At 59.1% G+C, this 21,489-nt stretch carries 19 protein-coding genes; 8 read left to right on the forward strand and 11 right to left on the reverse strand.

Features of this window, described 5'->3' with window-relative positions; genetic code table 11:
- Position 1: 1 nt before the first annotated feature.
- The 6 genes from purU to DSD28_RS21500 form a co-directional block, all read right to left on the reverse strand.
- Positions 2 to 886, reverse strand: coding sequence for a formyltetrahydrofolate deformylase (gene purU / locus DSD28_RS21475; RefSeq protein WP_119258478.1), 885 nt, complete (start codon positions 884 to 886; stop codon positions 2 to 4).
- A gap of 93 nt (positions 887 to 979) precedes the next feature.
- Complete coding sequence (locus DSD28_RS21480; protein WP_119258617.1) at positions 980 to 2,212, reverse strand: NAD(P)/FAD-dependent oxidoreductase; 1,233 nt, start codon at positions 2,210 to 2,212, stop codon at positions 980 to 982.
- Positions 2,213 to 2,398: 186 nt separating this feature from the next.
- Complete coding sequence (locus tag DSD28_RS21485; protein WP_119258479.1) at positions 2,399 to 3,226, reverse strand: 3-methyl-2-oxobutanoate hydroxymethyltransferase; 828 nt, start codon at positions 3,224 to 3,226, stop codon at positions 2,399 to 2,401.
- Between the two features lie 33 nt (positions 3,227 to 3,259).
- Complete coding sequence (locus DSD28_RS21490; RefSeq protein ID WP_119258480.1) at positions 3,260 to 3,565, reverse strand: putative quinol monooxygenase; 306 nt, start codon at positions 3,563 to 3,565, stop codon at positions 3,260 to 3,262.
- A gap of 10 nt (positions 3,566 to 3,575) precedes the next feature.
- Entirely contained in the window at positions 3,576 to 3,884 is a 309-nt protein-coding gene (locus tag DSD28_RS21495) for a MocE family 2Fe-2S type ferredoxin (RefSeq protein WP_119258481.1), read from the reverse strand.
- 44 nt (positions 3,885 to 3,928) lie between these two features.
- Positions 3,929 to 4,939, reverse strand: a complete 1,011-nt coding sequence (locus tag DSD28_RS21500) for a sterol desaturase family protein (RefSeq protein WP_119258482.1) — start codon at positions 4,937 to 4,939, stop codon at positions 3,929 to 3,931.
- A gap of 297 nt (positions 4,940 to 5,236) precedes the next feature.
- Here DSD28_RS21500 and DSD28_RS21505 point away from each other — a divergent pair, with 297 nt between their 5' ends.
- The 3 genes from DSD28_RS21505 to DSD28_RS21515 all read left to right on the forward strand — a co-directional run bounded on the left by DSD28_RS21505 (position 5,237) and on the right by DSD28_RS21515 (position 9,455).
- Entirely contained in the window at positions 5,237 to 6,610 is a 1,374-nt protein-coding gene (locus DSD28_RS21505) for an ROK family transcriptional regulator (protein WP_162911502.1), read from the forward strand.
- Between the two features lie 264 nt (positions 6,611 to 6,874).
- On the forward strand, positions 6,875 to 7,921 hold the full coding sequence (locus DSD28_RS21510; protein WP_119258484.1) for an NAD(P)-dependent alcohol dehydrogenase: 1,047 nt from the start codon (positions 6,875 to 6,877) through the stop codon (positions 7,919 to 7,921).
- A 58-nt stretch (positions 7,922 to 7,979) separates the two neighbouring features.
- A complete protein-coding gene (locus tag DSD28_RS21515; RefSeq protein WP_119258485.1) occupies positions 7,980 to 9,455 on the forward strand; it encodes a mannitol dehydrogenase family protein in 1,476 nt (491 codons plus the stop codon).
- A 196-nt stretch (positions 9,456 to 9,651) separates the two neighbouring features.
- Here DSD28_RS21515 and DSD28_RS21520 read toward each other — a convergent pair whose 3' ends face one another.
- From DSD28_RS21520 to DSD28_RS21530, 3 genes are all read right to left on the reverse strand, one after another.
- Positions 9,652 to 10,455 (reverse strand): ATP-binding cassette domain-containing protein, encoded by an 804-nt coding sequence (locus tag DSD28_RS21520; RefSeq protein ID WP_245424900.1) that lies wholly within the window; start codon positions 10,453 to 10,455, stop codon positions 9,652 to 9,654.
- Positions 10,456 to 10,467: 12 nt separating this feature from the next.
- Positions 10,468 to 11,469, reverse strand: a complete 1,002-nt coding sequence (locus DSD28_RS21525) for an ABC transporter permease (RefSeq protein WP_119258486.1) — start codon at positions 11,467 to 11,469, stop codon at positions 10,468 to 10,470.
- A gap of 72 nt (positions 11,470 to 11,541) precedes the next feature.
- Positions 11,542 to 12,513: a sugar ABC transporter substrate-binding protein gene (locus tag DSD28_RS21530; protein ID WP_162911503.1), complete on the reverse strand. Its 972-nt coding sequence runs from the start codon at positions 12,511 to 12,513 to the stop codon at positions 11,542 to 11,544.
- 597 nt (positions 12,514 to 13,110) lie between these two features.
- Between DSD28_RS21530 and DSD28_RS21535 the strand changes: the two genes are divergently transcribed.
- The 3 genes from DSD28_RS21535 to DSD28_RS21545 are packed head-to-tail and all read left to right on the forward strand — an operon-like array spanning position 13,111 to position 15,844.
- The gene (locus DSD28_RS21535) at positions 13,111 to 13,983 is read left to right on the forward strand and encodes a carbohydrate ABC transporter permease (protein ID WP_119258619.1); all 873 of its coding nucleotides are present in this window, start codon (positions 13,111 to 13,113) and stop codon (positions 13,981 to 13,983) included.
- 11 nt (positions 13,984 to 13,994) lie between these two features.
- Positions 13,995 to 14,819, forward strand: a complete 825-nt coding sequence (locus DSD28_RS21540) for a carbohydrate ABC transporter permease (RefSeq protein ID WP_119258488.1) — start codon at positions 13,995 to 13,997, stop codon at positions 14,817 to 14,819.
- Between the two features lie 23 nt (positions 14,820 to 14,842).
- The gene (locus tag DSD28_RS21545) at positions 14,843 to 15,844 is read left to right on the forward strand and encodes an ABC transporter ATP-binding protein (RefSeq protein WP_119258489.1); all 1,002 of its coding nucleotides are present in this window, start codon (positions 14,843 to 14,845) and stop codon (positions 15,842 to 15,844) included.
- Between the two features lie 125 nt (positions 15,845 to 15,969).
- Here the strand turns inward: DSD28_RS21545 and DSD28_RS21550 are convergent, their stop codons facing one another.
- Positions 15,970 to 17,040, reverse strand: a complete 1,071-nt coding sequence (locus DSD28_RS21550; RefSeq protein ID WP_119258490.1) for a LacI family DNA-binding transcriptional regulator — start codon at positions 17,038 to 17,040, stop codon at positions 15,970 to 15,972.
- A gap of 492 nt (positions 17,041 to 17,532) precedes the next feature.
- Here DSD28_RS21550 and DSD28_RS21555 point away from each other — a divergent pair, with 492 nt between their 5' ends.
- Positions 17,533 to 18,846: an ABC transporter substrate-binding protein gene (locus DSD28_RS21555; protein WP_119258491.1), complete on the forward strand. Its 1,314-nt coding sequence runs from the start codon at positions 17,533 to 17,535 to the stop codon at positions 18,844 to 18,846.
- Positions 18,847 to 19,322: 476 nt separating this feature from the next.
- The gene (locus DSD28_RS21560) at positions 19,323 to 20,060 is read left to right on the forward strand and encodes a hypothetical protein (protein ID WP_119258492.1); all 738 of its coding nucleotides are present in this window, start codon (positions 19,323 to 19,325) and stop codon (positions 20,058 to 20,060) included.
- Positions 20,061 to 20,065: 5 nt separating this feature from the next.
- On the opposite strand, the gene DSD28_RS21565 is transcribed toward DSD28_RS21560, so the two are convergent.
- Positions 20,066 to 21,487 carry an ISNCY family transposase gene (locus DSD28_RS21565; RefSeq protein WP_119258493.1) on the reverse strand — a complete coding sequence of 474 codons (1,422 nt, stop codon included), beginning with the start codon at positions 21,485 to 21,487 and terminating at the stop codon, positions 20,066 to 20,068.
- Positions 21,488 to 21,489: the final 2 nt, after the last annotated feature.

Here is a 21,489-nt window from a genome sequence, read left to right on the forward strand (position 1 = left end):
TTCAGCCCATCCGCTCGGATTTGTAGGAGCCGGGGCTCGGCGGGAAGACGATGGTCTTGTTGCCGTTCATGAACACCCGGTGGTGAATATGCGCATGCACAGCGCGGGCGAGCACCTGGCTCTCCACGTCGCGGCCGATCGAGACATAGTCGTCCGCCGACTGCGCATGGGTGATGCGCGCGACGTCCTGCTCGATGATCGGACCCTCGTCGAGATCTTCCGTCACATAGTGTGCCGTCGCGCCGATCAGCTTCACGCCGCGCTCGAAGGCCTGCTTGTAGGGGTTGGCCCCCTTGAAGGACGGCAGGAACGAGTGGTGGATGTTGATGATACGGCCCGACATCTTCTTGCAGACGGCATCCGACAGCACCTGCATGTAGCGGGCGAGCACAATCAGCTCGGCGCCGGACTGCTCGACGACTTCCATCAGCCGCGCCTCGGCCTGCGGCTTGTTCTCCTTCGTCACCTTGATATGGTGGAAGGGGATATCGTGGTTGACGATGACCTTCTGGTAATCGAAATGGTTGGAGACGACGCCGACGATGTCGATCGGCAGCGCGCCGATCTTCCAGCGGTAGAGCAGGTCGTTGAGGCAATGGCCGAAGCGCGAGACCATCAGCAGCACCTTCATGCGCTCGTCGCTGTTGTGGAACCTATGGACCATCGCGAATTTCTTGGAGATCGGGGCGAAGCCGGCATCGATCTCGTCCTGCGTCGCGCCGCCCTCGCTGGTGAAGGTGAGGCGCATGAAGAACAGGCCCGTCTCGAGGTCGTCGAACTGCGACGAATCCACGATATTGCATTCCTTCTCGGCCAGGTAGCCGGTGATCGCGGCGACGATGCCGCGAGTCGATTGGCAGGATACGGTCAGGACAAAGGTCTTCATTCATGGCCTCCGAGTTGAATTGCAGCCAAACCGTCACGGTAGGCTGTTCAGTCTGGTCTAAAAAGGGCGAGGGTTGCAGCGGTCGGATGTGGTTCAGCCGGCCAGCAAAGTTTTTAAGCGGACATCGGGTGATGCCAAAGCGACCGGATTCGGCACCACCTTCGATGCTATCAGCCTTTCGGCGAGCTTGATGTCGCGAGCGACGGTAAGACCGCGACCGATCCCGCTGGCGGCCACAAGAACGCCATCGGCATTGAGGTGGAACAAGAGGAACGCGTCGCCATCGACGTCTCGACGAACTGTGGTCGCCGCACCGTCGGCAAGCCCCGCCACCTGAAGCGTCAGGTCGTATTGATCGCTCCAGAAATACGGGATCGAATTGATGACTTCGTTGGCGCCCAACATGTTCCTTGCCGCCAGTGCTCCTTGGTCGCGGGCGTTACGCCAAGCTTCAAGGCGCACCCGGCGACCGCCATAGACCGGAAGAGGGAACGAACAGCAGTCGCCGGCGGCGAAAACGTTCGGTGCGCTTGTGCTCAGGGTTTCGTCCACGGCGATGCCGTTGTCCAAGTCGATGCCTGCAGCTTCGGCCAAGGCGGTATTCGGCATCGCTCCGATACCAACCACGACGGTATCGACCGTGAACTCGGTTCCATCAGCAAGGTTGATTTCAACCCCGGTTTCGGTCTCGATCAGCGACGAGATACCGACGCCGCAGCGTAGAACGACCCCCTCCTGGAGGTGACGGGCCGAAATGACTGCGGCGATTGCCTCTGGAACGCCGCGCTGCAAAACGCGCGATTGGGCCTCGATGACGGTGACATCGCAACCCAGTGAACGGGCGGTCGCGGCAAGTTCGAGGCCAATGAAACCCGCGCCGATGATCGCGAGGCGACGCACTGGACCTATGCTGGAGCGGATGTCGACCGCATCGTCGAAGGTACGGAGGTATTTGACCCTGCCGTGAGCAAATTCCGATCCGGGAAGCCGGCGGGGGCGAGCACCGGTCGCGAGGAGCAGTTTTTCAAAGGAAATGCGATTGCCGTCGCTCAGCGATAGATGACTGTCCCCGAGGGAGATGGAGTCGACCATCACACCAAGGCGGACATCGATTTTGGCCTCACGATAGGCCTCGATGGGGGCAACAGGCTTGTGGCCAGCGCCGTCAACGAGCGTAGTTTTCGACAGCGGCGGGCGCTCGTAGGGCAGATGGCTTTCATTACCTATCAGCGTGACCGGCCCATCGTATCCGTTGCTGCGCAGGGCGAACGCAGCGCATGCGCCACACTCTCCCGCACCCAAGATAACCATTCCCGCGGTGCTCATGTCCGGCCTCCCGTTAGACTGCATCTCTGAGAAACGTTCATTTCAGCTTGCCCTCCGAAGGCTTCAGGACGTGAGCGCGGCTATCCGTTCGCGGCGAAATTTCACTCGCTCGTTATGTCCCGGCGTAGAGCAGCCGGGACCTCGCTGGCGAGCGGTTGCCGGCGGATGTCCAAGAACGGCGACGAGCTAGCGTTTCTCAACACCATTGAGGAACTTCTCGAACTCGGCGTCCGATATCGCAACGCTATGTTCGTCAGCTGGATAGGCGCCACTTCCGACATCGGCGCGGAACTCGCTAAACGCGGCTACCCGTTCGCCGTTGAGACGGTCGAATTCGGCCTTGAAGTCTCGGTAGGCCTTGGCGTGGCGCGGCAAGCGCGTGCGGCCATAGCCGAGTACATCTTCCGCAAAGAGATACTGGACGTCGCCGCCGGAGCCCGAACCGAGGCTGAAGTAGACCATCGAGGTGTTCTTCGCGAAAAACTCCGTTATCCGCGCCGGCACGACTTCAAGCTCGACCGCAAAGCATCCTGCTTCTTCCAGGCGCTGAAGCTGCTGCCACATCGCCAGGGCTTCCGCGGCGGACTTGCCGACCGCACGCCAGCCGGTCCAGGTGATGTAGGACGGAACGAGGCCGACGTGTGCAACGATGGGAATATGATTGTCGCACATTGCCTTCTGAATCTCGAAGGAGGCAGCGCAGTAGAAGCAATCCCCGCCGATGGCCGTATACTTGTAAGCCGCTTCGAGGAAATGCTCGGCGGTGACGAGCAATTTCCCGTCGACGGTTCCCTTCGTCGGTGGCGTCAGGCCAACCTGCACGAAACATGCGCCGGCAGCTTCCCGCATCTCAGGCGTGAAGTCCTTGGCCTCGATAGAGAGCAGGTCAATTCCAGCGGCCGCAGCCGCGGCAGCCTCATCCGTCGTGGTGACATACAGCATGGAGAGCTTTTCGCCCCGCTGCTTGCGTGCACGGATGTCCGCGACGTGCGGTCGTTTCTGTTTCAGGCTCATTGCGCCCCCTTTGCTGTTGTAACGCAGTCTCAATCAATCCACGCGCTGCAAGAAGGTCAGGGTCGACCCATTGCCCTCGACGAGCGGGGCGAGAGCGGCATTGAGCGTAGCGTTCTCGGGAGCTGACAAATGGGCCTGGAAGGCCGCTTCATCGGCGTAGATCTCGTAGACGACGAATTTTTCACGCTGGCCGTCGACGCGGTAGCAGACAAAGGCTTCGTTCCCGGGCTCGTTTCGGACGACATGACCGTAGTCGCTGAGCAATTCCTCGACCTTGTCGGCGGTTTCGAGACGCGCCGTAACCTCGGCGATCAGAATTTTCTGTTTGGCGGTGGTCATTGGAGCATCCTCAGACATCGATCTTGACGCGGCCGTCTTCGACCTTGACAGCGTAAGTGCGTAGGTTTTCGCACGCCGGAGGCGTCTCAACCTCGCCAGTCGTGAAGTCGAAGATGGACGAGTGCTTCGGACACTCGACCGTGTTCTCCATGACGAGTCCATCGGCGAGATGGATCTCCTCATGTGTGCAAAGCCCATCGGTGCAGTAATATTCGTTGCGATCGTTCCGGAAGATCGCAAAGGTCTTGCCGCCGTGATCGAAGCGACGCCCGCTTTCTTCCTCAAGGTCGTCCGCTTCGCAAACATCAATCCAAGGCATGGTCGTTCTCTTTCTCTAAAACTTTGAAAATCAGCGCTCGAGCGTCACTGCGATTTTGCCTTCAGGCGTTCCTTCTTTTCACGGAAGCGGGCCTTCATCTGTTCGTCCGACTCCTTGGAGCCGTCGTGATAGGTGCCGAAGACCCGATCGAACGGGACGAGGCCGTCGCCGCCGTAGTTCACCTCGAAATACTTGTGGTGCAGGTAGTGCATGTAGGCATGGGTATCGAAGCCGCCTTCTTCGGTGGTCTCGACCTTGTCAAAGCCGACGTGTCCGGGAACGGCGCCGAAGCCGGCGAAATGCAGCTGATAGAGCGCGATGATCGGGTTCGACGGGATGATGAAGTGCCAGAAGACCGTGCCGAAGTAGAGAAAATGTTCGATCGGGTGCATCGACAGCGAGGACCACGGGCTCGGATTGACCGAATTATGGTGGACGGAGTGGATGTACTTGTAGAGCACCGGCACATGGATCAGGCGGTGGATGCAGTAGAAGTGAAAATCGTGAATGATCGGCACAACGAATGCGACCAGTGCCAGCCAATAGGGATGCTCGGCGAAGTTCAGCCACGGAATGTAGCCGTTGGCGGAAGCCCAGAGCATCAGAACCTGCAGCGCTGTCCAGATCGGGACACCGATCAGCAATGAGCGCAGCATGTTATCGAGCGTCTGCTTCTGAAACCAGAAGACCTCCGACGGCTGGTCTTCGGGGAATTTGTGATTGTACTTGAAGCGGGTTTCCTGTCGCCGGCGAATGTAGAGCGGCAACTCCCAGGCCTGATACCAGAGGAACGTCAGCACGACGTTGACAGCGAGCATCGTGAGCGGCCAGCCCCACGTCACCGTCTGGAGAACCTCGGGAGCGGGGACGACGAGATACCAGTAGGCCACGGCGGAGGCCATGAACAGGATATTGTACGGGAAGAAGTAGGAGGGCAGCCACTTCAGAATTTTTGCGAGATTGGGAGGAAACGACCAGATCGGCGCCAGCTCAAGAAGCTTGTTCGGCGCCCAGTCACCACGCTTGTTGCGTGTTCCATACTTAGTGTCGTCCATTACGGCCTCCTTCAGTCGGTTCCGTCGAATGATCATGCGTCGAACTGGCCGGGCCAGACGACTTCGAATGGCAGCAGGCCACACGAAACCCGTGCGAACGAATGCACGAAACGCTTGGACTGCCTTATTTCCGGAGATGCGAAATCTGCAGGACCGGCGCTCCTCACGTCAGATCCTGCGTTGAGCGCTTTATCGCAATTTCTTTGCTGGTCGTCAATAACTAAATCCACTGGCTTTACAAAGTCGCATGAGATCGGTATCGGTTTGATTAATGTCGGTCTCCATGGCACAGACGTGGTGACGGTACGAAACGTCTGGTCGGCCGATGGAAGTCCCGGCGGCGAGGGTGCTGGATGGCGGGACGTCACCAACACCCTGGTCGCGGACGTTTCCAATCGCGGTGTCCCAGAAAAACGTGAGCTCTCTTCGACGATGTCGGACGATAGTAACTATGCAGATCTGATGGGCGATGCCACGCGCCGTGGCGGCAACCAAGCGGGTGTCAGGCAATACAATGAGCGTCTGATCATGGCTCTTGTCCGAGAGGCGGGTGCGCTCTCGAAGGCGGAGATTGCTCGAATTACCCGGCTGTCGTCCATGACGGTGACCACCATCGTCAACAAGCTTCTGGAGGAGGGCCTCGTTCGCAAGAAAGAGGTGATCCGCGGGCGCATGGGCCAGCCTTCGACGCCGATCGAGCTTGCGCCGGACGGAGCGATTTCGATCGGGATGAAAATCGGCAGGCGCTCGCTTGATCTCTTGGCGCTCTCCTTCGATCGAAGCGTGGTCGTGAAAAAGACTGTGACCTACGATGCGCTGGATTCCAGAAAATTTTCGGGTCTGATCGCCGAGGCCTTCGATCGTCTCTTTGCAAGCCTGTCCGATCTTCAGCGCTCCCGACTGGTCGGCGTCGGTGTCGCCGCACCGACGGCCATCGAAGCAGGGGAGGCGGTGATCGGCGACCCCGGCGGAAGCGTGCCGCGCTTGCGGGAGAAGGAACTGCTCGGGCACGTCGAAGAGGCATCCGGGCTGAGTGCCGTCGTGCTCAACGATGCGACGGCAGCCTGCCTTGCGGAGATAGACTTCAGCCGCGACCAGCGAAATCGGTCGATGATCTATTTCTATGTCAGCACGCTTATCGGTGGCGGTGTGGTCCTTGAGGGAAACCTGATCACCGGACGAACCGGCAATGCCGGCGCCGTCAACGCCGTTCCGCTCGGCATATCCGGTGGTGCGAAATCCGGCCCGCCGGCCCAGTTGATCGAGGCTGCTTCGCTCAATCGGCTGGAGACGATCGCTGAGCGGCAGGGTGTTCCCATAGGCGTTTTCCGGGAAGATGGAGGCCCTGCCTCGGCCCTCGACGAAGCCGCCTGGGCCTGTTTCGACGAATGGTGCGACCTTGCCGCAGATGCCCTGGCCCACGCCGCGATTTCCGGGACGAGCTTCATTGAGGCAGAAAGCGTCGTTATCGACGGCGTGCTTCATCGCGTCCTTCTCGACCGGCTGATCGCGCGGATCGGTGAACGGATTCCTCGCTACAATCTCGAAGGGATCAATCTGCCCGAGTTTCGCGCGGGTTCCATCGGCTTTGATGCGCGGGCTCTCGGTGCTGCCCTCGTTCCGATGTACGAACAGTTTGCGCCGGACAACAAAGTCGTACTTAAGCGATAAGTCGATGCTCACCTACTTGCGGCGAAGCGATCCACGCCAATATGACAACGTAATCATATGGAATTCCTCGCCTTAGATGTCAGCACAGACAATTGTTGGTTACTAGGAGAAACTTCGTAAACGCAGGGGGAGGCGAGCGTATGACTACGTTGACATATAGGCATGACTTGAGTAGCGTTTGATTGGCGTGGTGGATGAACGTCGTCGGTCATCGACCCTAGCTTTCGCGTAAGGGTCCAACCTTCATATCGAAAGATTTGTCCAATGAGTGAAGTGCGCGCCTTGGTGCTTGAGCGCCAACACCAACTGGGTCTCCGCGATATCGAGCTGCCGATGGATGTCGGCCAGGATATGGTGAAGATACAGATTCATACGGTCGGTATTTGCGGCTCCGACGTCCACTATTATACGCACGGGCGCATTGGGCCATTTGTCGTCGATCAGCCCTTAGTCCTGGGCCATGAGGCCGCCGGCGTTGTGGTCGAAGTCGGAGCAGGCGTCCAGCACTTGCGGGTGGGCGATCGCGTTTGCATGGAACCGGGCGTTCCTGATGCAACGTCTCGCGCGAGCAAGCTGGGCCTCTATAACCTTGACCCCGCTGTACGATTTTGGGCGACCCCACCCTATCATGGTGTTTTGACGCCCCTTGTCGTTCATCCGGCCCATCTCACCTTCAAGCTGCCAGAAAATGTGAGTTTCGCCGAAGGCGCGATGGTAGAGCCGTTTGCTGTCGGTTTGCAGGCGGCGTCCAAGGCAAAGATAGCACCCGGCGATACCGCAGTGGTTTTGGGCGCCGGGCCTATAGGAACGATGACCGCTTTGGCCGCGCTCGCTGGCGGTTGCGCGCGCGTTATCATAGCCGATCTCGCACAGGCGAAGCTGGAGATCGCAGCGCAATATCAGGGCGTAATTCCCGTTAACATAAGGACGAGCAACCTTGCGGAAGCCGTCAAGGGCCTCACCAATGAATGGGGCGTCGACGTCGTATTCGAATGCTCCGGCGCTCCACAAGCTTGGCAGGGTGTCGGCGATCTGATGCGCCCCGGCGGGACTGTCGTCGTCGTTGGAGTGCCGGTCGATCCGGTCTCTTTTGACATCGCGTCGCTGCTCGTCAAGGAAGTCACCGTTGCGACGGTGTTTCGTTATGCCCACCAGTTCGAGCGTGCGATCGCCCTGATCTCGGCGGGCAGCGTCGATTTGCAGCCACTGATTTCCGAAACGTTCTGTTTCGAGGACGCAGTCCTGGCCTTCGATAGAGCAGTCGAAGCGCGGTCAACCGACGTGAAGCTCCAAATTTGCTTTTCGACTTGAGGCGCTCCGCGAGCGCGTCCCAGATCTCCACTCTGCAACAGACAACCCCGAGGAAGCCATGGCGATTAGATTGACCCCAGAAAATTTGTCAAACCTCAGCGAAGCGGTTCAGGTCCCGACCTACAACGCAAGGCAGCTTCAGGCTGGTATCCTGCATTTCGGGGTTGGAAACTTTCATCGAGCGCACCAGGCAGTCTACCTCGACGACCTTTTCAATGCGGGCGACGACCGTGATTGGGCAATCGTCGGGGCGAGCATGCGCCCAGCCGACGAAGAAATTCGGCAAAAGCTGAAAACGCAGGACTGGCTGACCACCGTGGTCGAACAGGAGATGTCTGGATCGGCAGCTCGGGTCACAGCGTCCATGGTCAACTACCTTGAGATTGGGGACACATTCTCGATCATCGAGCATCTCGCCGCGCCAAGCACGCGTATCGTGTCGCTCACTATTACCGAAGGCGGCTACTTTATCGATCCGGCGACGCAGCATCTCGACGCCAACCACCCCGATATCGTAAGGGACGTTCAGGATCGCCTGGCCAATCCCCAGACGACATTCGGCCTGATCCTTGCTGGCCTGAAGCGTAGGAGCGAGGCTGGCATGCTGCCGTTCACCATCATGAGCTGCGACAATATTCCCGGTAACGGCCATGTCACCCAGCAGGTCGTGGTTGGGCTAGCGGAGCTGATCGATGTCGAATTCGCGGAGTGGATTCGAGCAAATGTCGCTTTTCCGAACAGCATGGTCGACCGCATAACGCCGCTGACAAGCGATCGCGAGCGCAAGCTACTCGAGGAGGAATTCGGCATTTCCGACAACTGGCCGGTGTTTTGCGAGAGCTACAGGCAATGGGTTCTGGAAGATAACTTCCCAGCCGGACGCCCGGCTCTTGAGAAAGTGGGCGTGCAGTTCGTGTCGGACGTTGTTCCGTTCGAACTCATGAAGATCCGCATTCTCAATGGCGGAGGCGCGATCGTCGGCTATCCTGCGGCGCTGCTGGATATCCACTTCGTTCATGAAGCCATGAAGCATCCACTGATCAACGCGTTTTTCCGCAAGGTTGAGCACGACGAGATCATCCCGGTCGTGCCGCCCGTTCCCGAAACGAACCTGAACGATTATTACGAGCTGATAGATCGCCGTTTCTCCAACCCGAAAATCGGCGACACGATCACTCGCTTTTGCCACGACGGGACCAACCGACAGCCGAAGTTCATCTTGCCGACGGTTGCAGACCGCTTGAAAGCTGGTGCAAGCGTGGACGGTCTTGCTCTCGTCTCGGCGTTCTGGTGCCGGTACTGCTACGGCGAAACCGACAGCGGCGCGCCGATCGCTTCCAACGACCCAAACTGGGATCGGCTTCAGGCCCATGCCCGACGAGCGCGCAGCTCCGGCGAAGCATGGCTGGAAATGACGGATATCTTCGGAGACCTGAGCCGGAATGATCGTTACATTGCCGCTTTCAAAGCCGGCCTGGAAAGCGTCTGGTCCAAGGGTACCTACGCAACCCTTGAGTCTTATCTTTCCTCATGAGCCTGAACCGGCGGGCGTGATAACGGCCCGCCGGACCATCTCCGGAAAAGTCCCGATCCGGGATGCCGTGTGAAGGCTGACGCCATCGAGCGCCATGGCGGACCTATGGAAGCAGCACCGACCAAATGAAGCTCGAAGCTTCATGAGTTCCCTGCGGACCGATTGCGCCCGCAGGGAAAAGCCATAGTAGCCGCAGCTATGCGGCCGCTATTTCGTTTGCCCCGGTGATCAGGCGGATCACTTCCTCGGGCGACGTTGTGGCTGTCTTTCTGCTTCCGGCGACACGCCCGCGCCGCATGATCCAGACGGTCTCGCAAAGCTCAAACACCTGGCGGAGATTGTGGCTGATGATCATGACCGCCATGCCCTGCTCCTTGAGGCGTTTGATGATGTCCTCGACGTGCTTTGTCTCCTGAACACCAAGTGCTGCGGTCGGTTCGTCCATGATAACGAGCCGCGAACCCCAGCCGACGGCCCGGGCGATGGCGACCGTCTGGCGCTGGCCGCCGGAGAGGTTGAGGACAGCATCGTCGAGGCGGGGAATGTGGACGCCGGTCTTTGCCAGAAGCTCGATGGCCTTCTTCTTCATCCGGTCATGAGCGAGGAGGCTGAGCGGGCCAAGCCGCAGCCGAAAATCCTCGCGGCCGAGAAACAGGTTCGAGGCGACATCGAGATGGTCCGCAAGGGCCAGATTCTGATAGACCGTCTCGATCCCGACCTTGCGCGCGTCGATCGGCGAACCGAACTGGCACTCCTGGCCGTCGAAGCGAATGGTTCCGCTGTCCGGTCGGATTGCGCCCGTCAGTGCTTTGACCAGCGTCGATTTGCCGGCCCCGTTATCCCCGACGAGCGCCACATGTTCACCCGGCCGGATGGAGAAGTCGACGCCATCGAGGGCGGCGACCCCACCATAGTGTTTGCTGATGCCACGCGCATCGAGGAGAAGCTCGCTCGCGCCGCTGGCGTTCTTGCCTTCCTGTGTCATCTTGGAATGCTGCATGATCACTCTCCTTTACACGCGGCTGAAGCGGCGCACGCGCAGCACATCGAGGCCCACCGCAACGAGGATGACGACACCGAGGGTCATCAGCTGGATGAACGGTGATATCTGAAGAAGGTCCATCCCGTTGCGGATCGTCGCCATCAGAATCGCGCCGAGCAGCGCACCCCAAATGCTCCCTCTGCCGCCGAACAGCGACGTGCCGCCGAGAACGACCGCGGCAATTGCATCAAGCTCGAGGCCCTGGGCGATCGTGCCGCCGGAGCTGTCGAGGCGGCCGATCAGGACGATTGCTGCAAGACCAGAACTCAAGCCTCCAATGAGGAAGGCTGCGATCTTATAAGGCGTGACACGAATACCGGCGAGCCGGGCAGCATCCTCGTTGCTTCCGATGGCGTAGATGTAGCGCCCCAGTTTCGTCTGCTTGAGGATGAATGCCATGATGACGAAGTAGGCCAGCATGATGATGACCGGAACCGGGACGAAACCGACATCGCCGCGGCCGAGGAACGCAATCAGGTCCGGCATCGGCGACGAATCGAAGCCGCCAGTGAGGTGAAGTCCCAAGCCTCGCCAGAGCGAAAGTCCGGCAAGCGTTACGATAAAGGCGGGCAGTCGGAAAACGGCAACGAGGAAGCCGTTGAACAAACCCACCGCGCCGCCGATGCCTATCGCCAGGGCGATGGCGAGGTAGGGATCGAGGCCCGTATGGACCATCAGCATCCCGACGACGGCGCCGGCAAGCGCAGCGACCGAAGCTGTCGCCAGGTCGATTTGGCCGGTCAGGATAACGAATGTCTGCCCGCCGGCAAGAATGGCGACGACCGCGGTCTGGACCAGGATCGTAAGAAGGTTGTCGGTGGTCAGGAAGTAAGGTGATGCGAAGCTGAGCAGCGTGACAACAAGAACCACCCCGCACCCCGCGCCGAGCCAGTCCATTTTCAAAAGGCGACCGAAGCCGGATGCGGGCGCAGGCTTGTTAGCCTGACCGCGCGATTGAACGGCAGTATTCATGATACGACCCTAGATCTCGAAGTGATGTGGACGGGCGGATCGGCGAGTGCGCCGGCCCGCCCGATCGGCCGCTCAGAGCGAGCCGAGGTGGTTGTCCTGAACATACTTTTCCAGGTTGTCCGGGACGACGACCGCGTGGCCGGTGTCGATACGCTCTTCGACTTTCTCGCCGCGCGCGGCCTGGATGGCGGCAGTAACGCCCTTGAAGCCTTGCATATAGAGCAACTGGGCGATGTCGCACTGGACCCATCCGAGCTTCATCTGCTTGAGGGCGTCAGGGGCGCCGTCGAAGCCGACGATCTTGATTTCGCCTGCTGTCTTGCGAGCCGCCTTCAGCGCGGCGATCGCGCCCATTGTGCCGCCGTCCCAGGCATTCGCGATGACGGAGACTTCAGGGTGAGCGCGAAGCAGCGCCTCGACCCCGTTCTGGGCTTCTGTCTGGTCCCATTTCGTCTGGACCTCGTAGATCGTGACGTTGGGCTTCAGGTCCTTGAGGGCTTTCACGAAGCCATCGTGTCGATCACGGCCCGTCGATTGACCCAGCGAGCCGTTCACGAGGATCATGCTGCCGTTGTCATCGATGTTTTCCGCGACCCATTTGCCTTGCGCCGCCGCCGCCGCGAGATTGTCGGTCGCGACGAAGCTGGTGACCTTGGCGCCATAGATTGCGGTATCGATCGCGACGACAGGGATATTCCGTTCGATCGCCTTCTCCACGGCTGGAGTAACGCCCGATGAGTCGGCCGGCGCGATGGCAAGCGCGTTCACTTTGCGATTGATCATGTTCTCGATTGTCGCCAACTGGCCGCCGAGATCGTTCGCGGCCGACGGGCCGACGGTAATCAACTCCACGCCGGCTTCCTTCGCGGCGTCGGCGGCGCCCTGGCTGATCAGGATCCAGCCCTGATTGGTCGCTGACTTGGTGACGTAGCCGATCGTGAGATCCGCGGCGAAGGCTGCGGTCGACGACGCCAGGGCTACGATTGCGGCAATTGAAACGCCCTTGAGATAGCGGGCAAGCGTGGACTGTCTTCCTGTGCGCATACGATCCTCCCGTTGATGCACATTGCTGGTCCTGGCCCGCGCGATTTCAGGAAGCCTCCCGGTCGATCGAGCGTCCATCAGCGTCCCATTACTAGCGCACGAAAATTCATTATGTCAACGTAGTCATATTATTCTGTCTGAGTGCCTGTCGTGAAAGGCATGCCGATGCAGGGGAGAAACGAAGCCACTCCTTCGTTCCAAACCAACCCATACGGTATAATAAAAACAATGGTATCAATCGCCTAGTCGCTTTCGTCGGCACGCCGATGGAGCGCACTACGCTGCAATCGTGGAGTGTCTCTTCAGTCAAAAGCATGACTACGTTGACATATGAACCGACTTCGGATATGGATGCCGGCGCGTTCATAGAGGACGCGACGAGTGGCGCGCTGCTCGACGGAGGGCCGCTACGCAGCGGTCGCCCTGGGGAGATGACAGGTCATATGTGAGGAAGTGGGCTGCGTCGTTCGTGCTTTGGTACGGCAGCGTGGTTCTTGAGCCGTTTGTCGGCGGGTCTGACCTGTTCTCCGCAGAATATCCGTGTCTCGTCGCGCCGACGCAATGAGGATCGACCTAGCTCGAAATTTAGGGGGGTACATGGCTACGCAAAACACGCGAATGCTGGCGCGCATGATGATGGCGCCGTCCGTAGGGCTGCTCTTGATCTGGATGATCGTGCCCTTGGTGATGACCTTGTGGTTCTCGTTTCAGAACTACAATCTTCTCAACCCCGCCAACGTGAGCTTCGCGGGCTTGTTCAATTACAAGTATTTCTACACCGACCCGGCGTTCTTCCAGTCGATCTGGAACACGCTTGCTATTGTTCTCGGCGTGCTCTGTATCACCGTGACGGGAGGCATCGCGCTCGCGCTGCTGATCGATCAGCCAATCGTGGGGCAGGGGCTCGTTCGTATCCTTGTAATCTCTCCGTTCTTCGTGATGCCGCCCGTTGCGGCGCTCGTCTGGAAGAACATGATCATGCACCCTGGATATGGGGTCCTCGCCGACATCAATCGCGCCTTGGGGTTGCAGCCGGTCGACTGGTTTGCACAATACCCACTCCTGTCGATCGTGATCATCGTGGCATGGCAGTGGCTGCCGTTCTCCACGCTGATCCTGCTGACCGCCCTTCAATCGTTGGATACCGAACAGAAGGAAGCGGCCGAGATGGATGGAGCTGGCGCGCTCAATCGGTTCTTCTATCTAACCGTTCCCCATCTCGCTCGCTCCGTCACCGTGGTGATCCTGATCCAGACCATCTTCCTGCTGGGTGTTTATGCGGAGATCCTGGTCACGACCAACGGCGGGCCGGGTTACGCCTCGACCAATCTGCCATTCCTGATCTATCGCACCGCGCTCCTCGGTTATGATGTCGGTGGCGCATCCGCAGGCGGTATTATCGCTGTAATCCTCGCCAACATCGTCGCCTTCTTCCTGATGCGCGCTGTTGGCAAAAATCTCGACAAGTAGGAGGAACGATCATGGCTCGAGCAGTTTCCAAGAAGAAGGTGGCCGTGGTCACCGTCATCGCGTGGATCGTGGCACTCATCATCTTTTTCCCGATCCTCTATACCATCATCACCAGCTTCAAGTCGGAATCGGAAGCCATCACCGGCTTCAACCTCATCCCCTCGGGCACGCTCGAGAGCTACGCCGCGGTGGAGGCCCAGAGCGGTTACTTCAAGTTCTTCCTGAACTCGGTGGTACTGTCACTCGGCTCAACCCTAATTGCTCTGCTGATCGGTGTGCCGGCAGCCTGGTCGATGGCGTTCGCGCCGTCGAACAGGACGAAGGATATCCTGATGTGGATGCTGTCCACGAAGATGATGCCTGCCGTTGCGGTGCTGGTGCCGTTCTATCTGATGTTCCGGGATTTGGGCCTGCTCGATAGCCGGGTAGGGCTCACGGTGATGTTGACGATGATCAACCTGCCGATCGTCATCTGGATGCTCTACACCTATTTCCGGGAGATCCCCGGCGAGATCCTGGAAGCGGCCCGCATGGACGGGGCGACGCTTTGGGGCGAGGTGGTCTATGTCCTAACCCCCATGGCGGTTCCGGGGATCGCGTCCACGATGTTGCTGAACATCATCCTGGCGTGGAACGAAGCATTCTGGACGCTCCGTTTGACCACGACGAACGCTGCGCCGCTGACCACGTTCATTGCCTCGTTCTCCAGCCCGCAGGGTCTCTTCTGGGCGAAGCTTTCAGCGGCTTCGACGCTCGCCATCGCCCCCATCCTGATAATGGGGTGGTTCAGCCAAAAACAGCTTGTCCGCGGCCTGACCTTCGGCGCCGTGAAGTAAACGAAAATCGGTGGAGGAAACCCATGGGCAATATCGTTCTCAAGAAAGTCAACAAGTCCTTCGGCGCAACGCAGGTCATTCCGGGCATCGATCTCACCATAGAGGACGGCGAGTTCGTCGTCTTCGTTGGCCCGTCCGGCTGTGGTAAATCCACGCTTCTGCGTCTCATAGCGGGCCTCGAGGATACCACGAGCGGGGCCATCGAGATCGACGGCAAGGATGTGACCGCGGCCGCGCCTGCCAAGCGCGGGCTCGCAATGGTCTTTCAGTCCTACGCACTCTATCCGCACATGAGCGTCGCCAAGAACATCGCCTTCCCCCTGAAGATGGCGAAGATGTCGCAGGCGGCGATAGACAAGAAGGTCGCCGACGCTGCGCGCGTCCTTAACCTCACCAACTATCTCGAGCGCCGACCGGGCCAACTGTCGGGCGGCCAGCGCCAGCGTGTCGCCATCGGTCGGGCGATCGTGCGCGAACCATCCGCTTTTCTCTTCGACGAGCCGTTGTCGAATCTTGACGCTGCGCTGCGCGGCACCATGCGGCTGGAAATCAGCGAACTGCATCACCAGCTGAAAACGACGATGATCTATGTCACGCACGACCAGGTCGAGGCCATGACCATGGCGGACAAGATCGTTGTGCTCAATGCCGGCAATATCGAACAGGTCGGGTCCCCTATGGAACTCTACCATCGGCCGAACAACCTCTTTGTCGCCGGGTTTATCGGCTCGCCGAAGATGAACCTCATCACCGGCAATATAGCCGTCCCGTTCAATGCGCAGACGATCGGCGTCCGCCCCGAACATATTGCGATCTCCAATACCGAGGGCGCATGGAGGGGTTCTGTCGGAGTCGCGGAACATCTTGGAGCCGACACCTTCGTCTATGTTCACACGGAGCAGGCCGGCAATGTGACAGTGCGTGCGCCCGGCAACATCGAGATCAGGCATGGCGACGTCGTGTACTTGACACCCGATCCCGACCATATCCATCGCTTCGATCGGGACGGGCTGGCAATTCGCTAGCGGCTAGTTTGGCGCGTCACTGCAATATCGCACCGGGCGCGCTCCAGAAGGAAATCCTCCGATTAGGGTCGTCTTGGTCGTTCCTTATCGGAGGATTGGTTGTTGTGGCTTTGGCGTCGGACGGACTACCGTTCTTCGAAGAACGGACCCCGAATCTCGCCCGACCCGCGAATGATCAGATGCGTGCTGAGCATTTGTGCGGATGGCTCCGGGGTTTCGCCATTCATGCGCTTCAGGAGAAGCTCCGCCGCAGTCTTTCCAATCAAGGCGGGGTCCTGCGCGATCACGGTGAGGCCGGGTTCGATCAGGTCGGCACCATCGAAGCCATCGAAGCCAACGATTGCGATCTGCTTGCGCTTGCCCAGGGCGAAAACAGCGCGCATCGCCGGTGCGCAAAGCGCATTCTGCGCGACAAACAGCGCCGTGATTGCGGGATCCGCCGCCAACATCCTCTCTGTTGCGCTTTGGACAGCGACCGCGTCGGGAAAACCCTGCAGGATGATCCCTGGGTCCAGTTCGATGTTTGCGCCGGCTGCGGCGTCCTCGTATCCTGCTAGTCGCAACTGAGAAGAGGCGACTGTCGGCCAATCGCCGATGAATCCGATACGCCGATGGCCATGGCGGATAAGATGATCGACGCCGATCTTCGCGCCTTTCCGATTTTCGGAGACCACCGAATCGACATTCAGAAATGCCGGAGGCCGGTCGATGATGACGACATGCGTTCCTGCTGCCATCTCCGTGCGAAGATAGCCCTGGTCGTGACTCGCCGGCATGATCACGAGGCCATCAACACGTCGCTTGGAAAAAGCGTGGACTGCGGCCCTTTCCCGATCGGACTCCTCGTCCGTCGATGCGAGGAATACGGCGACGCCAGTTTCTCGAAAAACATCCTCAACGGCGCGGTGAACAGCCGCGGAGAAAGGGTTGGAAATATCAACAAGGATAACGCCGACAGCGGAGGAATTGGCTCCGGCTCGCAGCTGGCTCGCGGCGAGATTGTGTCGGTAGTTGAGGCGCTGAATCGCCTCGTTTACGCGCAGTGAGATCGTTTCGGAAATGTATCTCTCACCGTTGATAACCCGCGAAACAGTTTTGATGCTGACATCCGCCAGCGCTGCAACATCGCGCATTGTGGCCCGCTGCAAGGGTTTCGCAATCGTGGCCCTTTCTTTTTTGTTGACCCGTCCCGTCATCGTCCTCGAACTTTCCCGCCTATTCGCCAAGTAGTCTTATCGTGATCCGTTACGAATGGCACCATTCGTCGATCGATTACACTGCCAACCACCGTGAATCTTCGATGGGGTTAGCCGCCTCAAACGCCGGTCAGCAGATTTGAAGGTTCCTACCATAGTGGCATTCGTGTCCGGTTGATTTGATTGAAGGCGCCTTCGCCTTTCAATGGCTGGCTTCCCGCGAGTACGCCAACTTCGTGGATGCTCACGGCAGCCATTTCCTTTTAAAGCCTCCCTTGGTCTCTATGCAGACACCAGCGTTCATTGGTAAAACTCGTAATTTGACATGTCAACGTAGTCATCACTGAGAGCACGCCATTCAAGCCTTGTACGCAGGACAAAAGTAGAGAGTGATAAAACATGATTGACAACGTAAGACATAGTCCCTTATGTTTTTGTGGAGCCGCACTCGGGGGCATTGTGCCGGTCGGCGGCGAAAGGGAGGAAGTCTGAATGAAGCGCTTGAGTCTGATGCTTGGTGGCTGCGTTGCGGCCATGTTCTCGGTGGCTGCACACGCTGAATCGCTGACGATCGCGACGGTCAACACCGGAGACCTGACGCGTATGCAGCAGCTGTCCGAGGAATTCACGAAGAACAACCCGGATATCCAGCTCAACTGGGTCACGTTGGAGGAGGGAGTTCTTCGCGAGCGCCTGACCACCGACATCGCCACCGAGGGCGGCCAGTACGACGTCATGAACATCGGCACTTATGAGGTGCCGATCTGGGCCAAGCAGGGTTGGATCCTGCCGCTCGACAAACTCGGCGCCGACTATGATATCGACGATTTGCTCCCCGGCGTTCGCAGCGCGTTGTCCCTGGACGGGAAGCTTTACGCGGCTCCGTTCTACGGCGAGTCCGCCATGATCATGTACCGCACAGACATGTTCGAAAAGGCCGGGCTCAAGATGCCGGAAGCCCCGACCTGGGAATTCATCGCCGATGCTGCCCGCAAGATGACCGACCGCTCAACGGGCGTGAACGGCATCTGCCTGCGCGGCAAGGCCGGCTGGGGTGAAAACATGGCCCTGCTGACCACGATGACGAACACCTTCGGCGGTCGCTGGTTCGACGAAAACTGGCAGCCCCAGTTCGACAAGCCGGAGTGGAAGGAAACGCTTCAGTTCTACGCAGACCTGATGAAGGATGCCGGCCCGGTCGGCGCATCCTCGAACGGCTTCAATGAAAACCTCGCACTCTTCCAGCAGGGCAAGTGCGGGATGTGGATCGACGCCACTGTTGCGGCATCCTTCGTCTCGAATCCGAAGGAATCGACGGTTGCCGACAAGGTCGGCTACGCCCTCTTCCCCACCAAGCAGGGAATCAATAATCACGGCAACTGGCTCTGGGCCTGGAGCCTGGCTGTCCCCGCGAGTTCGCAGAAGGCTGAAATCGCGCAGAAGTTCATCGCCTGGGCGACGAGCAAGCAGTATACGGAGCTGGTCGCCTCCAAGGAGGGTTGGGCAAATGTTCCTCCGGGCACGCGCACCTCGCTCTACAAGAACCCGGAATACCTGAAGGCTGCGCCATTCGCAGAGCTGACGCTTTCAGCGATGAACGCCGCGGACATGACGAAGCCCTCGGTTCAGCCGGTCTCCTATATCGGTGGCCAGTTCGTCGCGATCCCCGAGTTCCAGGGCATCGGCACGACCGTCGGCCAGCTGTTCTCGGCGGTCATCGCAGGGCAGTCCTCTGTTGATGATGCGCTTGCACAGGCGCAGGCTGCGACCGTGCGCGAAATGACGCGCGCTGGATACATTAAATAAGTTCCTCCTCCCAGGGGAAAAGGCGGCCGTCCGGGCACACGTGCCCGGGCGGTTTGCTCACGTTTATTCAATCAGGGCCGCTACTTAGTTTGTCGCCATGATCGATCCGGCTGATGCGACCAGTTAGCTTGGAAGCAAATTCCAAAGCACACATACGCGGCTACGGAGACCGCTGACTGGAGGACGCGGCGAAAAAGCCCGGCCGCTCCAAGTTCCATAAGGCATCTTATGCGATATGTTATTGTCAAAGCTGAATAGAGGTGCGACGTCGCCAGCCAGTTAGAAATGCGACACTCGGCATCTCGTCTGGCTCTGACGATCAGCCCCCGATCCGACCGGCTGGTCCGGGTTGCAAGGAAGGAGCGGGGGCGGGTGAGGGACACCTTCCTGCTTTAGCTTTCTCAGTAGCAATTGTTCCGTCGCCGCCTGATACTCTTTTGCACCTGCGTGGGGCAGGTAGGGGTCAAAGCCACACGATGCTTCCGGAAATCAAATTGCAGCGTGAAGTCGATGTCGCCGCGCTGTCACCACTTCTTCGAGGTATGCTTCTTTCCGTTGCCTATGCTGACGGTGAGGGTGGCATCGGATTAACAGCCACCGGCGCCATGAACCGCAAGTTCGTGCATTGGGCCGCTGTGCACTTTCTCTGGCCAGGGTTCACAGCTGAGGATCTCTACAGCATGAACAAGGTGCTCAATGAGCGCGACATGCCACCGCTCTGGGTCGTGCGCGACATGACCCGTCATCTGAAGCTTCTTCGCCGGAAAAAGGATGTGCTGCTGCCAACCAGACGCGGCCGGGAGTTCCTGGTGAACCCGCAAGGCTTCTTCGATCTCGTCGCCACGGATTATCTCTATTCCTATATCCACGCCACGGAGCGCAAGGAGGAGGTCCAAGCGCGGTTACGCTGGTGGCGCATGTTCCTCAACCTTCTCAATATCAAGGCCAGAGAAGGGTGCACGCCATTGGAGCTTGTGAAGATCCTCCACCCAGACTTCGAGCCCCTATCTGAGACCGAAATGACACTGGAAGCCTGGGAGCTAAAATCCGATCTCCAATATGGTGTCCTGCGGCGCCTGTGCTGGCTGGGCCTGCTTTATGAGGCGCGAGAAGGGCTCACGCTTCTTCAAGACGGAGCCTTCCACAAGACGCCGCTTTGGTCCGCCTGCCTGCAGCTGGAATCAGATACGCAAAGCGACATCGGCGTGCACTGACAATCTTATTCCGCCGCTGGTTGCCTCAATAACGCTTTCTCTCGCCGTGCAATCACCGCCGGATCGTTCATGTAATCTGTCCTCGGCTTACGGCCACGCTTCTGATAGCCGTTCGCCGTGCTGCCGTCGCGAATGCCGAACATATGATCCGTCTGCCCGGTGCGGCGAGGGCCGCTTTTGCTCCGTTGCTGTTCTCGTCCAGCCTGCATCTCGGCGACGATCGACAGCATGTCGTCCAGACGCTTGTTCTCGACGACTTCCGGGCGATGGACCGACCGCAGCTTGTCAAAGGTTCTGTAGGGTAGGGCAAAACTCTCGTGCATGATCTCGAGGCGACCGTCCGGATAATCGCAAACAATCACCTTTTGGCCGGCCAGAGGCCTGGAAACGTCGGTCGGATCGAGAATGAACAGCACCTTGTCGTAGCGCAGCGTCAAAGCCTGCGACAGCGTGCGAACTTCCTTGCGGCACATGACGCCATCAAGGTTCTCGTGACCGGCCAACTGCCGGTGCATGTCCTTCGGATTGCGCGGTTCCTTGCCGAAACGCGCGTTGAAATCTAAAATGAACTCAGGCGCATACGCGTTGGCTTCCTCGATCGTGTCGATGCCGCGAAGCCGCATCTCCTTGACCAGCCGATCCTGCAATGTCTGGTTGGCACGTTCCACACGGCCCTTGGCCTGCGGGGTGTTGGCACAGATGATGTCGATGTTCAGCTCATAAAGCGCCCGGCCGAATTGTGTCAGGCCGCTCGTCCGGTCCTTCTGCGACGCATGGGTCGAACGAAAGACGCCGTGCTTGTCGCTGTAGAAGGCCAGTGGTTTGCCCCATTGCTGCAGATATGCCTTGGTCGCGCGCAGATAGTCGAATGTGTTCTCCGATCCGGCAAACCGTAGATGCAGCAGCTTGCCGGTCGCGTCATCGATATAGACGAGTAGGGCGCATTTGGGCCCACGGTTCTCGAACCACCAGTGATGCGAGCCATCGATCTGCACCAGTTCGCCAAAGCAATCACGTCGGCCGCGTGGCTGGAAAACCCGTTTCTTGCGTTCTCTACGTGAGACCCAGATACCAGCCTCGGTCATCCATTGCCGTAGCGTCTCCTTAGCCACAGAGATCCGGTGCAGCTCGATCAGCTTCTCACGCGCCAGCGTCGGACCGAAATCCAGATAGCGTTCGCGGATCAGATCCAGCGCCGCATTGCGAAACTCCTCGCTGTGGCGCCGATTGCTCGGCCGTGATCGCTTCTTGGAAACAACGCCAGCCGGACCATCCCGGTCATAGGCCTGCAGCAGCCGATGGACCTGGCTTCGACTTAGGCCGAGCCGTTCGGCAGCCTCGACGACGCTCAGGCGTTCGTCACGGATCTTCTGGATGATGTCGAGGCGATGCAACTCTTTCTGCGACATGGTGATCATAAAGGACATGA

The organism is Shinella zoogloeoides, assembly GCF_003574625.1.
GTDB classification, from domain to species: domain Bacteria; phylum Pseudomonadota; class Alphaproteobacteria; order Rhizobiales; family Rhizobiaceae; genus Shinella; species Shinella zoogloeoides_A.

Excerpts from the sequence above, each read along its gene's own strand:
- DSD28_RS21535 (WP_119258619.1), top strand. The coding sequence starts at position 13,111 with ATGGCTACGCAAAACACGCGAATGCTGGCGCGCATGATGATGGCGCCG.
- DSD28_RS21540 (WP_119258488.1), top strand. The coding sequence starts at position 13,995 with ATGGCTCGAGCAGTTTCCAAGAAGAAGGTGGCCGTGGTCACCGTCATC.
- DSD28_RS21530 (WP_162911503.1), bottom strand. The coding sequence starts at position 12,513 with ATGCGCACAGGAAGACAGTCCACGCTTGCCCGCTATCTCAAGGGCGTT.
- DSD28_RS21485 (WP_119258479.1), bottom strand. The coding sequence starts at position 3,226 with ATGAGCCTGAAACAGAAACGACCGCACGTCGCGGACATCCGTGCACGC.
- DSD28_RS21525 (WP_119258486.1), bottom strand. The coding sequence starts at position 11,469 with ATGAATACTGCCGTTCAATCGCGCGGTCAGGCTAACAAGCCTGCGCCC.
- DSD28_RS21490 (WP_119258480.1), bottom strand. The coding sequence starts at position 3,565 with ATGACCACCGCCAAACAGAAAATTCTGATCGCCGAGGTTACGGCGCGT.
- DSD28_RS21520 (WP_245424900.1), bottom strand. The coding sequence starts at position 10,455 with ATGCAGCATTCCAAGATGACACAGGAAGGCAAGAACGCCAGCGGCGCG.
- DSD28_RS21550 (WP_119258490.1), bottom strand. The coding sequence starts at position 17,040 with ATGACGGGACGGGTCAACAAAAAAGAAAGGGCCACGATTGCGAAACCC.
- DSD28_RS21500 (WP_119258482.1), bottom strand. The coding sequence starts at position 4,939 with ATGGACGACACTAAGTATGGAACACGCAACAAGCGTGGTGACTGGGCG.
- purU (WP_119258478.1), bottom strand. The coding sequence starts at position 886 with ATGAAGACCTTTGTCCTGACCGTATCCTGCCAATCGACTCGCGGCATC.
- DSD28_RS21545 (WP_119258489.1), top strand. The coding sequence starts at position 14,843 with ATGGGCAATATCGTTCTCAAGAAAGTCAACAAGTCCTTCGGCGCAACG.
- DSD28_RS21515 (WP_119258485.1), top strand. The coding sequence starts at position 7,980 with ATGGCGATTAGATTGACCCCAGAAAATTTGTCAAACCTCAGCGAAGCG.
- DSD28_RS21480 (WP_119258617.1), bottom strand. The coding sequence starts at position 2,212 with ATGAGCACCGCGGGAATGGTTATCTTGGGTGCGGGAGAGTGTGGCGCA.
- DSD28_RS21555 (WP_119258491.1), top strand. The coding sequence starts at position 17,533 with ATGAAGCGCTTGAGTCTGATGCTTGGTGGCTGCGTTGCGGCCATGTTC.
- DSD28_RS21565 (WP_119258493.1), bottom strand. The coding sequence starts at position 21,487 with ATGTCCTTTATGATCACCATGTCGCAGAAAGAGTTGCATCGCCTCGAC.
- DSD28_RS21510 (WP_119258484.1), top strand. The coding sequence starts at position 6,875 with ATGAGTGAAGTGCGCGCCTTGGTGCTTGAGCGCCAACACCAACTGGGT.
- DSD28_RS21560 (WP_119258492.1), top strand. The coding sequence starts at position 19,323 with ATGCTTCCGGAAATCAAATTGCAGCGTGAAGTCGATGTCGCCGCGCTG.
- DSD28_RS21495 (WP_119258481.1), bottom strand. The coding sequence starts at position 3,884 with ATGCCTTGGATTGATGTTTGCGAAGCGGACGACCTTGAGGAAGAAAGC.